Here is a 13034-nt window from a genome sequence, read left to right on the forward strand (position 1 = left end):
TCTTATTTAAACGCTGGGAAACCAGTCACATCCATACCTGTGATTAACAAGTGAATGTCGTGTGTACCTTCATACGTTACCACCGATTCTAAATTCATCATGTGACGCATAATGGAATATTCACCGGTAATCCCCATTCCGCCTAACATTTGGCGAGCATCACGGGCAATGGTTAATGCCATATCCACATTATTGCGTTTTGCCATTGATATTTGTGCCGATGTTGCTTTACCTTCGTTACGCAAAACACCTAAACGCCAAGTTAATAATTGTGCTTTGGTGATTTCTGTAATCATTTCAGCTAATTTCTTTTGCTGTAATTGAAAAGCTCCGATTGGTTTATCAAACTGAATGCGTTCTTTAGAATATCTTAAAGCCGTATCATAACAGTCCATTGCAGCACCAATTGCACCCCACGCAATACCGTATCGAGCTGAATCTAAACAACCAAGTGGCGCGCCCAAGCCCGATTTGTTTGGTAATAAATTTTCTTTAGGAACTTTCACATTGTCAAAAATCAATTCTCCAGTTGCCGATGCTCTTAACGACCATTTATTGTGCGTTTCAGGAGTTGAAAAACCTTCCATTCCTCTTTCCACGATTAATCCATGAATTCTACCTTCTTCATTCTTTGCCCAAACCACGGCTATATCTGCAAATGGAGCGTTTGAAATCCACATTTTGGCACCGTTTAATAAGTAATGATCACCTTTGTCTTTAAAGTTGGTAACCATTCCGCCTGGATTGGAACCGTAATCTGGTTCTGTTAAACCAAAACATCCAATCATTTCGCCGGTTGCTAATTTTGGAAGATATTTCATGTGTTGTTCTTCGTTTCCGTATTTCCAAATAGGATACATTACCAACGATGATTGCACGGATGAAGTGGAACGTACACCTGAATCGCCACGTTCAATTTCCTGCATAATCAATCCATAGGAAATTTGATCTAATCCTGCACCGCCGTATTCCACAGGAATGTATGGTCCAAAACCACCAATTTCGCCTAAACCTTTTACAATTTGTGTAGGGAATTCCGCACGTTGCGCATACTCTTCAATAATGGGCGAAACTTCTTTCTTAACCCATGCACGCGCCGCATCGCGTACTAATTTATGCTCTTCTGTAAGTAAATCGTCTAATAAATAATAATCTGGTGCCTGAAATAAATCCGGTTTCATATCTACAATTGTTTAGTTCTCACAAAAATACTTATTTTTTAAGAAGAAAGACAAAATATTTTATGATTGAATTTTTTGAATAAAAAGTAGTAACTTGCTGTAAGTTATTGGCAAATGAAGATAAAGCGGTTGTGATATGATAAATAATGAAGTAAATAATCAGATAAAAGTTAATAGACTATTTAGTCTTTGCAGATACATTGCTATTGTTTTCGGAGTGATTTTGCTTTCTACTTGGACTGTAAAATCCGCATCTTTAGAAAATCTAAGTCGATATAAGTTTCAGCAAGATGCTTTTCTAGAGATTACAGGCATTGATAAAACTGAACAAGGAGATCCAATTCCGGGAGCTGTTGTTTTAAAAGTGGGGACTAATCAAGGAACAGATACTGATGTTGAAGGTAAATATAGCTTAAATGTAAATGAAGGCGATAAAATTCAATTTGTTTATGAAGGATTTAAAACAAGTATGGCGACTGTTCGTAGGAGTAATATTTTGAATGTTAAGATGATAAAAAATGATACTGACTTACCTGATGTTATTATCTCTATCAATTATCATTTAGCAACAGGATGTACTATTGATTCAGTTCGTGTTAAAAAAACTTAACTTAATAAAAATTATATTGTAGATGTTGTATTCCTATTAGTTTTTAATATCGATATGTGACCGTCAAAAATTTAAGAAAACCCGAAACCATTTTAAAAAATACAGAGGCTTTAACACGAAATGGCAATTATTCTTATATTATAGATGGCGTGCGTGTTAGCGAAGAAACGTTTCAATCGTTAAATCAGAATTATATTAAAAGCTTTGATATTCAAAAACATACCGATGTTTATAATGACCGATTTGAAAATAAAGAAAACCAAAGTAAGATAAATTTGATACTACCTAAAAAAAAACAGTTCAATAATTGAACTGCCCTTTTCCATGTAAACTTTGTATTACATATTTGCTTTTGGATCTTCACCGTATTCGTTTGGTCCTTTATCACCTTCTGTAAAAGCCAAGATCAAGTTATAAATGGGTATTAAAATAAACCAACCACTTTTACCCACATCATGCATTCTTCTCACTCCTACGGCAATACCAGGAAGCAAAACTGCTAATGTATAAATATTTGCCAAATTAGGAACATCTAATAATCCACAAATAAAACCAAATGCAAATGCAAAAATAACATTAAATAAAAAAAACATCCAATATTCTTTTCTTCTTGCTCTACCGTTAAACACGGCGTAATTCTGTAATACTTTTAAGTAATAATTCATAATATTTTTCTAATTTTTATCAAACATAGTTATATTAACACTATTTAACAAAAATATTTTTAATTTATACTAAAAATAGCATATTAATGTGCATCCAACCAATTGGATCCTTCACCTATTTCTACTTCTAACGGAACAGCAAACACAAAAGCATTTTCCATTTCTTCTTTAATTATTGGTTTTATCGTCTCTAATTCGGTTTTGGGAACATCGAAAACCAATTCATCGTGTACTTGCAGCAACATTCTGGTTTGCAAATTTTCTTTTAGCAATCGGTTATGAATGTTGATCATCGCAATTTTAATGATGTCGGCTGCCGATCCTTGTATTGGCGCATTTACCGCATTGCGTTCTGCCCCGCCACGAACCACTGCGTTTTGCGAGTTGATGTCTTTTAAATATCTGCGACGACCTAAAACCGTTTGTACATAACCATTTTCTCTTGCAAAAGCGATTTGATTATCAATATAATCGCGCAATTTGGGATAAGTTTGGTAATAAGCATCTATCAACTCTTTACTTTCGGCACGACTTAAACTGGTTTGCTGACTCAGTCCAAAAGCCGAAACACCGTAGATAATTCCAAAGTTCACCGTTTTGGCATTGCTTCGTTGCTCACGTGTAACCTCATCTAAAGCTACATTAAAAACTTTTGCAGCGGTTGCCTTATGAATATCTTCTTGCTTTTTGAACGATTCAATCATGTTTGGTTCTTCACTCAAAGCAGCAATGATGCGCAATTCAATTTGCGAATAATCGGCAGATACCAACACGTGATTTTCATCTCGTGCTACAAATGCCTTTCGAACATTTTGCCCGCGCTGGGTGCGAATTGGGATATTTTGCAAATTGGGATTGTTTGAACTTAAACGCCCAGTAGCTGCAACCGCCTGCATATAATCGGTATGCACACGACCTGTTTTTGGATTGATCTGATGGGGCAAGGCATCAACATATGTGTTTTGTAATTTAACAATTTGTCGCCATTCTAAAATATCCCGAACCACTTCGTTGTCTTTTGCTAATTCACTCAAAACCTCTTCTCCTGTGGCATATTGTCCCGTTTTGGTTTTCTTTATCTTGCCATTGCTTATTTTTAATTTTTCAAATAAAACAACACCTAACTGTTTGGGCGATGCCAGATTGAATTCCTCGCCGGCAGTTTCAAATATTTTGGTTTGAAGTGATGCGGCTTCTGCAGATAAATCAACCGACAACTTTTTTAGATAATCCACATCCAATCGAATACCTTCGGATTCCATTTCAGCTAAAACAGAAACCAACGGACTTTCGATTTTATCAAACAATTCACGGGTTTTGGATTGATCCAATCTAGGAGCAAAAACCTCTTTTAATTGATAGGTGATATCAGCGTCTTCGGCGGCATATTCTTTAATATCTTCTAAAGCTACATCGCGCATTGATTGCTGTCCTTTACCTTTTTTACCGATTAATTCTTCGATCGATTTAGGTTGATACTGCAGATAGGTTTCAGCCAAAACATCCATATTATGACGCATATCTGGATTTATCAAATAATGCGCAATCATGGTATCAAACAAAAATCCTTTTACTTCAACATTATAATTTTTAAGTACTTTAATATCGTATTTTAAATTTTGACCAATTTTTACAATTTGTTCGTTTTCAAAAAACGGTCGCAGTATTTCGATTAACTCTTGTGCTTCGGCTTGATTTTCAGGAAACGGAAGATAGTAAGCCGATCCTTTGGTGTATGCAAACGACATGCCGACCAATTCGGCTAAATTTGCATCTAAATTGGTTGTTTCGGTATCAAAACACACTTCGGTCTGTTCCAACAAGGTTTTTGTGAAGAGTTGCAAAGCGAATTTACCTTGTATTATTTGGTAATGATGATCGGTTGTTGCTAAATTTTTGTAATATCCTTCTTGATCAATTTTAATTTCGCTGTCGCCTGTTTCAAATAAAGAAAATTGATCGGATGTTTTTTCGGGTTGCTTGCCAATTGGGGTGGGCTGAACCATTGTTGCATCATCTGCAAAGATTTTATCGAACTGTTCTTTCATTCTTCGGAACTCTAATTCCTGAAAAATTGCATCGGTTTTCTCTACGTCAGGTTTATCTAGCTTAAAAAATGTTTCATCAAATTCTACCGGACAATCTAAAAAAATACGGGCTAACTTCTTAGAAAGCAAGCCGAGCTCTTTATTTGCTTCGATCTTTTCGCGCATTTTACCCTTTAATTTGTCGGTATTTTCCAACAAATTTTCCATGGAACCAAATTCAGCCAACAATTTCTTAGCTGTTTTTTCGCCAACGCCTGGCAATCCGGGAATATTATCAACCGCATCGCCCATCATTCCCAAAAAATCGATTACTTGCAAAGGGTGTTCCACTTCAAACTTCTCTTGAACTTCCTTCACGCCCCAAATTTCAATTCCATTGCCCATGCGTGCCGGGCGGTACATAAAAATATTTTCCGAAACCAGCTGCGCATAGTCTTTATCGGGCGTTACCATAAAAACCTGAAAACCTTCTTTCTCGGCTTTTTTAGATAAGGTTCCTATTAAATCGTCGGCTTCAATTCCGGGCACTTCGATAATGGGAATGTGCATTGCTTTTAAAATTTCTTGGATGTAAGGCACTGCAATTTTAATGGCTTCGGGGGTTTCATCACGGTTTGCTTTGTATTCCGGAAAAATCTCGCAACGAGCTTGGCTTCCATCCTTATCAAAAGCAACTGCCAAATAATTGGGGCGTTCGCGCTTTATAACGTCCATCAATGAATTCATAAAACCCATAACTGCCGAGGTATCTAACCCTTTGGAATTGATACGTGGATTTTTTATAAAGGCATAATACCCACGAAATATCAATGCGTAGGCATCTAAAAGAAATAATCGTTTTTCACTCATACTATTTGTTTCAACAAAGTCAAAAGTACAAAAAAGAAATAAGTTGATTAAATAATGTATGTTTTTGATAAAAACCTAAAATAGACTTCTAAATAAGTCCCTTGAAATAGAGTTTAATAAAATTACCAATAAAAAATGAGAACTGTCCCAATTCCGAAAAAATAAAAATTAAATAAATTCGTTAAACTTTGTTTCAATTGATAAATTATTTTGTTTTTATATATTTTTTTTAATTACATTTATCGCATATTTAGAAAAGTAAAAAATAGTGATTGTTGTTGAATTTTATGCTAAGCTTAAGACTTTATTTGTCTTACAGCTTGTGTATTATCGCGATTAATTAGATTTTTTACAGAATTTATAAATTTTAATTAATTAAAATATGAAAAAAATTATTTTTCTATTAGTTCTCGCTTTAAGTTTATTTGAGCTAAATGCTCAAATATCCTACACACAAGGTTGGGAAACTACCGGATTAAATTCATGGACAACTTCTACTTCCTATGCGTTTAGCCGCAATACCACCACACCGTGTGTTGGAACTGCTTCGGTAAGGGCTAATAATTACAGTGGCGCAACTTCGCTTTTAACTTCACCTGCATTAACAGGCACAAATGGTGGAGATTTAACAGTAAGTTTTAGTTACAAAGTCACACAGTACAGTTCAAATACTACTGGACAAACTTTAACAGATTTGGGTATCATCAAATTGCAATGGGCTACCTCTACTTCAGGTCCATGGACAGATGTTTTTCAAGTTGATAACACCAACCACACAGTTTCGGCTTCTTGTGCGGTAAAAACTACAACTTTTTCGGGCTTACCTGGATCAGGAAATGTTTACATTAGATTCCATGTAACACCTGGAACTCCTTTAGCTGACAATTACGTTTATATTGATGACGTTGTTATTTCGCAAGGGGCAGCTCCCTCTTGTGTACCTCCTTCAGGTGTAACTACTACCAATATAACACAAACAGGAGCAACTGTTTCTTGGTTGGCTTCTCCTAGTAATCCGTCTGCTAATTATGATATTTACTGGAGCACAAACAATACGGCTCCTACAAGTACTACTGCTGCATCATACACAAATCAAACATCACCTTATAACGCAACAGGTTTAGCACCTAATACTACTTATTTTTGGTGGGTACGTTCAAATTGTGGCGGAAGCGGTAACAGTTCTTGGGTAAGTGGCGGAAGTTTTAAAACTTTGTGTAATCCTTACACAATACCTTACTTTGAAGGTTTTGAATCAAGTTATACAGATGCTGCAACAATTAGTGGATGTTTATATCAAGAATCTATTAATGGAACACAAGTGTGGACTGCCAATTCTAGTGCAACTGATTACAATAGATCTCCAAGAACAGGTAACTGGAATGCATTCTTAAGATATAGTAACGATGATTGGATTTACATTCCCATAAATTTAACTGGAGGAGTGAGTTATACAGTTGAATTATATGCAAGACAAGATGGTAGCACTTCAACAAACTCTAATATTACTGTTAGCTATGGAACATCAGCCGTTGCTACTGCAATGACAAATACAATTGTTCCAGCTACAGGTATTATTAACGGGAACTACCAATTAATTACAGGTAGTTTTACACCCGCAACAACTGGAACTTACTATGTAGGAATCAAGGGATTCATGAATAGTTCTCCATGGTATATTTCTTTAGATGACATATCAATAGATGCTACACCAACTTGTATAAGCCCTACAGCTCTTGTTTCTTCAAATCCTACTGCTACAGGAGTAACTATGACATGGACTGCCTCAACAAGTAATCCGTCAGGAAATTATGATATTTATTGGAGTACATCAAACACAGCTCCTACAAATGCAACAACCCCGTTAGCAACCAATCAAACAACACCATACAATGCAACAGGATTATCGCCTGACACTACATATTTTTGGTGGGTACGTGCTAACTGTGGCGCTGGTGACACTAGTAAATGGGCAAGTGGCGGTAGCTTTAAAACATTATGTAATCCATACACAACACCATATTTCGAAGGATTTGAAACAGGTTATACAAATGCAGCATCTGTGGAAGGATGTTTAGTACAACAATCTATGAACGGTTCACAAGTATGGACTGCCAATTCTACTGAAACAACTTACAACAGATCTCCTAGGACAGGTAGCTGGAATGCATTTTTAAGATATAGTAACGACGATTGGATTTATATTCCTATTAATTTAATAGGGGGAACAGGGTACACTGTTGAACTATATGCACGCCAAGATGGGTCAACTGCTACTAATTCTGATATTGCAATTAGTTACGGAACATCTGCATCTGATACGGCAATGACAAATGCAATAGTGCCTCCAACTGGAATTATTGATGGTAATTACCAATTAATTACAGGAAAGTTTACACCAGCTACAACAGGCACTTATTATGTTGGAATTAAAGGATACATGAATGGTTCTCCATGGTATATTTCTTTGGATGATATTCGAATAGATGTTACCCCACCACCAACTGCTACCACAACAGTTGTTAACAACACATGCTATGGCGGTACAACTGGAACAGCTGAGGTTTTAACTGTTGATGGCACACCACCTTATACTTATTCTTGGGCTCCATCAGGAGGAACAGGCTTCAAAGCAACTGGGTTAGCAGCAGGAACATACACTGTAACAGTAACTGATGCAAACAACGTTACAGCTACCGCTACAGCAGTAGTTACTGAGCCTGATGCTTTACTTTCAAACGCAGTTGTAAACAACATTAGTTGTAATGGTTCAAACAATGGAACAATTGATATCACGCCAACAGGCGGAACGGCTCCTTACACCTATCTGTGGACTACAGGAGACACTGGTACTTCTGTAAGCAATTTAGCGCCGGGTACTTATTCCTTAACCATTACAGATGCCAACAATTGTACTGCAACAGAAGATTTTGTTATTACAGAACCTACTGTTTTGGTAGCAACAAACGCTGCACAAACCAATGTTACCCTTTTTGGAGGTAATGACGGTTCAGCAACTGTGGCGGCAAGTGGCGGAACAGCACCATATGCATATATGTGGAGCAATGGAGCAACCACCGCAGCAATCGCAAACTTAACTGCAGGAACATACACTGCAACAGTAACCGATGCAAATGGTTGTACCGCAACAGAAGATTTTGTAATCACACAACCTATCCCATTGATGGTTCAGTCTGTCTCTCAAACCAACGTAAGTTGTAATGGCGGATCAGACGCAATCGCAAGCATCGTAGCAATAGGTGGAAATGCACCTTACACGTACCAATGGTCACCAAGTGGAGGAACTGCTGCTACCGCAACAGGACTTTCGGCAGGTATGTATAGTGTGTTAGTAACCGACCACACAGGAAATACCATCACCGAGAACTTTACCATCACCGAGCCTGCTCCGATAGTTGGAACTGTTTCAAAAACCGACATTACATGTAACGGGGCAAACAACGGAACAGCTACAGTAAGCGTAGCCGGGGGAACCGCACCATATACGTACTTATGGTCAAACGGAATGATGAGCAATATGGCAACCAACTTAAACGTGGGTAATTATACGGTAAGCATCACCGATGCCAACGGATGTAAAGCAACCGCAAGTGTTTCTATCGCACAACCAACGGCATTGGCAATCACTGGAACAGCAACAAACATCAGTTGTTTCGGACAAAACGATGGAGCGATTACCGTTTCAGCAACTGGCGGAACAGCACCTTACACCTATTTATGGTCAAATGGTCAAAGCGGCACCAGCTTAAGTAGTTTAGCTAAAGGAACTTACATTGTAACTGTTACCGATGCGAACGGATGTTCTAAAACAGAATCATATACTATCGTAGAGCCAGCGTTTGTAACTGCTCCTGTAGCATTTAACCAAAGCTTCTGTATTGGTCAAAATGCAACATTGGCAGATGTTGTAATCACCGGAAGTACTATCAAATGGTACAGTGCTTCAACAGGAGGTATGTTGTTGCCTGCAACAACCGTATTAACAAATGGTACTACTTACTATGCTTCACAAACCGTAGGAACATGCGAAAGCAGTACACGTACGGCAGTTCAAATCACTTTGAACCAAGGAACCCCGTTAACCACCACACAGTTAAATGTGTGTAGCAACACCCGTGTACAAAACATGACCATAGACGGGTTCAATTACACCCAATTAAAATGGTACAGCAGCCCAACAAGTGCGATACAATTACCGGCAAGCCAATTATTGGCAACGGGAACATATTACATTAGCTCGTTAACAGGAACGTGTGAATCACCACGCCAAGCAGTACAAGTAACGGTAGCGGCAGCAGTACCTGCACCAACGGCAACCGCCCAAACAGTATGTGGCAACAGTACATTAAATGATTTAGTAGTAGGAAAAGATCCTTCTGCAAGTTTAAACTGGTACAGTTCATTACAATCAATGATTCCATTGTCAGGAACTACGCAAGTATCAAACGGTACTTACTATGTACAGCAAGTTATTGGAAATTGTGAATCGGTACGCGTAGCTGTTCCTATTCAAGTAGTAAATGTTACCGCACCAACGATGACCTCTATCACTGCTTGTAATGGCACGCAGATTGGCGATTTGAACACACCAACCACAACTTATGTATGGTATGTAAGCAATACAGCTACCACACCATTACCAAATAGTTTTGTGTTAACCTCAGGATCATATTACATTGCACAAGAAAATGCAGGATGTATATCAACAAGAACCAATGTAGCTGTGAATGTGAGCCCGGTGCCAAACAGCCCAACAGGTCAAACAACACAAACGTTTCCTTACCCGGCCAAAGTATCTGATCTGGTAATGAACCAACCGAATGTGAAATGGTACGCATCTGCAAATGATGCCATGGAAATGATTAACGAGCTTGCTCCAAGCACCTTTTTGATGAGCAATACTACCTATTATGGAATTATTGTAAACCCTAACAATTGTGGAAGTGCGCCTACAGCAGTTACAGTTATACTTTCTGTAAGCACGCAAGAGTTAGACTTAACCCATTTGAAATACTATCCAAACCCGGTTGATAGCGCGTTGCATATTAGCTACAACGAAGCTATTACCAAGGTAGAAGTGTTTACCCTAACTGGGCAAAAAGTGATGAGCAATGAGTTCAATGCTATTGAAGTAACCACCGATTTATCGCGCCTAAGTTCAGGAACGTATTTAGTGAAGGTTGAAACTGCAAAAGCATCACAATTCATTAAAGTGGTAAAACGATAAGTTTATCTAAAACCCAAATAAAAAGCCGTCTCTAGTATTTTGAGACGGCTTTTTTTTGCAAATTTCGTAATGAAACTATATTTTAAATTTCAACTGAATAAACACGAATATGTTAAAGTATTAAAAACGAAAAGCCTATCAAAAAATAAGTTATGTACTTTTGACAAAAAACTAAATCACTCTAATGATTAAAACCATAATTTATCTGCTGCTTATCTTGGTGGTTTTGGGAGAAGTGTACACTTGCATACTCATTTACCGATTCACTGAAAAAAAAATAGCCGTATATGCTTATTTACTTTTACTAGCTGTAATAATAGTGAGCATAATTTCATATTTTAAAAGCTTTGACCGAAGTGCCGGACAAACAGCAGAAAGCATGCATGTTACTGCTTTGCTCTTACTATTTATACTTCCAAAATTATTAATAAGTGTTCCGTTGTTTTTTGAGGATATCATTCGTTTTTTTTATTGGGGCTACACCAAACTTTTCCTTGCCAAAAGCGTAACTCTTTTAAGAAGCGGAACATTGCTAAAGATTATTTTACCTGCATCTCTTTTACTAATGGCTTCTATCATTTATGGAATTGTAGTGGGTAAATACAATTTTCAGGTGCGGAAAGAAACAATTGTTTTTAAAGATTTACCTGAAAGTTTTGATGGATTAAAAGTATTGCAAATTTCCGATTTACATGTGGGCAGTTGGGATAATAAAGACGCTATTGAAAAGGGCATTAAAATGATTAATCAACAAGATTACGATGTGCTGCTTTTCACGGGCGACTTTGTAAACACTTTGGCAAGTGAAGCCGATCCATGGATTCGTATCTTACAAAAAATTAAAACCCCCAAATATGGTAAATTTGCGGTTTTAGGAAATCATGATTATGGCGAATATGTTAAGTGGAATTCCGCGGCAGAAAAAGAAGCCAACTTTGTGCAAATAAAAAACAATATCACAACGAGTGGATTTCAATTGCTGCTCAATGAAAATGTGGTTTTAAAAACCGAAACCGATTCTATTTACCTTTTAGGAGTTGAAAACTGGGGATTAAACTTTAAAAAAGCAGGCGATTTAAAAAAGACATCCTTAAATGTTCCTACCGATGCTTTTAAAATTGTAATGACACACGACCCTTCACATTGGAATGCCGAAATTGTGAATCATCCGCAAAAATACCAACTCACTTTATCAGGTCATACACACGGAATGCAATTTGGTTTTAAAATCCCGAAGGTTATGGAATGGAGTCCGGCAACGTATGTGTACCCAGAATGGGGCGGTTTGTACAACAAAGGACATCAATATATATATGTGAACCGTGGATTTGGTTTTCATGCCTATTCCGGACGTGTGGGAATTTGGCCAGAAATTACACTATTAGAATTAAAAAAAAGTAAATAATAAGGCGATAATATCCGAAAAATTATAATTTTGTAGAGATAGAAAAAAAGGTATGTATGTCGAAATTTGGCGATTTAATCAACTCAACTATTCCGGTTTTAATTCAGTTTACAGCCGAACACAACCCCGAATGCGAGCAAATGCAGCAAATTATTGAAGAAGTGGCTTTAGAAATGAGCGATAAACTTACTATTATTAATATAGACACTTTAAAAAATCCAGAATTGGTAGAAGCGCTTCGGATTAAATCGGCACCTACGTTAATGGTTTATAAAAATGGAGTAATGGTTTGGCGACAATCAGGTATCACAGATAAAGATTCATTGGTAATGATTGCCAAAGCGTTTAATTAATAACATTATAAGTAAAAAAAGGTTTCCGCTTTGGAAACCTTTTTGCTTGCTTTTATACAAAACTGTTGTTTTTAAATATATCTTGATTTATCTGATCAATGTAGTTTAAAACTTCTTCTTTGCCCAATTCACTTTCAGACGATGTTACAAAATACGGCGGTATTTCCTCCCATCCATTTGCGTGTAGTGCTTTTTTGTACGCTGCCGTGTGCTTTTGAATGCTTCCTTTGCTTATCTTGTCGGCTTTTGTAAAGATAATTCCAAACGGAACACCGCTTTCACCTAAATAATTAATAAATTCTAAATCGATTTTTTGAGCTTCGTGACGAATATCCACCAAAACAAACGCACTTACCAGTTGTTCGCGTTTTTCAAAATATTGAGTAATGAATTTCTGAAAGATTGCTTTGGTTGATTTAGAAACTTTCGCGTAACCGTATCCAGGCAAATCCACCAAAAACCAATTGCTATTGATTTTAAAGTGATTGATTAATTGTGTTTTCCCAGGTCGGCTTGATGTTTTTGCCAAATTTTTATTATTGGTAAGCATATTAATCAGCGAAGATTTCCCAACATTCGATCTTCCTATAAAAGCATATTCTGGAAGAGGCTCTGAAGGGCATTTCTTTACATCCGAATTACTTATGATAAATTCAGCAGTATTAATTTTCATAA

8 protein-coding genes are annotated in these 13034 nt (G+C 37.1%); 4 read left to right on the top strand and 4 right to left on the bottom strand.

What is annotated here, in order from left to right:
• Nucleotides 1–2 precede the first annotated feature (2 nt).
• Complete coding sequence (locus tag NPX36_RS03120) at nucleotides 3–1181, bottom strand: acyl-CoA dehydrogenase family protein (RefSeq protein WP_257499969.1); 1179 nt, start codon at nucleotides 1179–1181, stop codon at nucleotides 3–5.
• Between the two features lie 136 nt (nucleotides 1182–1317).
• Here NPX36_RS03120 and NPX36_RS03125 point away from each other — a divergent pair, with 136 nt between their 5' ends.
• Nucleotides 1318–1791 (top strand): carboxypeptidase-like regulatory domain-containing protein, encoded by a 474-nt coding sequence (locus NPX36_RS03125; RefSeq protein ID WP_257499970.1) that lies wholly within the window; start codon nucleotides 1318–1320, stop codon nucleotides 1789–1791.
• A 338-nt stretch (nucleotides 1792–2129) separates the two neighbouring features.
• On the opposite strand, the gene NPX36_RS03130 is transcribed toward NPX36_RS03125, so the two are convergent.
• Nucleotides 2130–2456, bottom strand: coding sequence for a DUF805 domain-containing protein (locus NPX36_RS03130; protein ID WP_257499971.1), 327 nt, complete (start codon nucleotides 2454–2456; stop codon nucleotides 2130–2132).
• Nucleotides 2457–2539: 83 nt separating this feature from the next.
• Nucleotides 2540–5353, bottom strand: a complete 2814-nt coding sequence (gene polA / locus NPX36_RS03135) for a DNA polymerase I (protein ID WP_257499972.1) — start codon at nucleotides 5351–5353, stop codon at nucleotides 2540–2542.
• Nucleotides 5354–5735: 382 nt separating this feature from the next.
• Between polA and NPX36_RS03140 the strand changes: the two genes are divergently transcribed.
• The 3 genes from NPX36_RS03140 to NPX36_RS03150 all read left to right on the top strand — a co-directional run bounded on the left by NPX36_RS03140 (nucleotide 5736) and on the right by NPX36_RS03150 (nucleotide 12359).
• Nucleotides 5736–10601, top strand: a complete 4866-nt coding sequence (locus NPX36_RS03140; RefSeq protein ID WP_257499973.1) for an Ig-like domain-containing protein — start codon at nucleotides 5736–5738, stop codon at nucleotides 10599–10601.
• 184 nt (nucleotides 10602–10785) lie between these two features.
• A complete protein-coding gene (locus tag NPX36_RS03145; RefSeq protein ID WP_257499974.1) occupies nucleotides 10786–12006 on the top strand; it encodes a metallophosphoesterase in 1221 nt (406 codons plus the stop codon).
• Between the two features lie 56 nt (nucleotides 12007–12062).
• Nucleotides 12063–12359 (top strand): thioredoxin family protein, encoded by a 297-nt coding sequence (locus NPX36_RS03150; protein WP_257499975.1) that lies wholly within the window; start codon nucleotides 12063–12065, stop codon nucleotides 12357–12359.
• 52 nt (nucleotides 12360–12411) lie between these two features.
• On the opposite strand, the gene yihA is transcribed toward NPX36_RS03150, so the two are convergent.
• The gene (gene yihA / locus NPX36_RS03155) at nucleotides 12412–13032 is read right to left on the bottom strand and encodes a ribosome biogenesis GTP-binding protein YihA/YsxC (RefSeq protein WP_257499976.1); all 621 of its coding nucleotides are present in this window, start codon (nucleotides 13030–13032) and stop codon (nucleotides 12412–12414) included.
• Nucleotides 13033–13034: the final 2 nt, after the last annotated feature.

Source organism: Paenimyroides aestuarii, from assembly GCF_024628805.1.
Lineage (GTDB): Bacteria > Bacteroidota > Bacteroidia > Flavobacteriales > Flavobacteriaceae > Flavobacterium > Flavobacterium aestuarii_A.

Bases quoted from the DNA above. Each gene is read 5' to 3' on its own strand.
- NPX36_RS03120 (WP_257499969.1), bottom strand. From the start codon at position 1,181: ATGAAACCGGATTTATTTCAGGCACCAGATTATTATTTATTAGACGAT.
- NPX36_RS03125 (WP_257499970.1), top strand. From the start codon at position 1,318: ATGATAAATAATGAAGTAAATAATCAGATAAAAGTTAATAGACTATTT.
- NPX36_RS03130 (WP_257499971.1), bottom strand. From the start codon at position 2,456: ATGAATTATTACTTAAAAGTATTACAGAATTACGCCGTGTTTAACGGT.
- polA (WP_257499972.1), bottom strand. From the start codon at position 5,353: ATGAGTGAAAAACGATTATTTCTTTTAGATGCCTACGCATTGATATTT.
- NPX36_RS03140 (WP_257499973.1), top strand. From the start codon at position 5,736: ATGAAAAAAATTATTTTTCTATTAGTTCTCGCTTTAAGTTTATTTGAG.
- NPX36_RS03145 (WP_257499974.1), top strand. From the start codon at position 10,786: ATGATTAAAACCATAATTTATCTGCTGCTTATCTTGGTGGTTTTGGGA.
- NPX36_RS03150 (WP_257499975.1), top strand. From the start codon at position 12,063: ATGTCGAAATTTGGCGATTTAATCAACTCAACTATTCCGGTTTTAATT.
- yihA (WP_257499976.1), bottom strand. From the start codon at position 13,032: ATGAAAATTAATACTGCTGAATTTATCATAAGTAATTCGGATGTAAAG.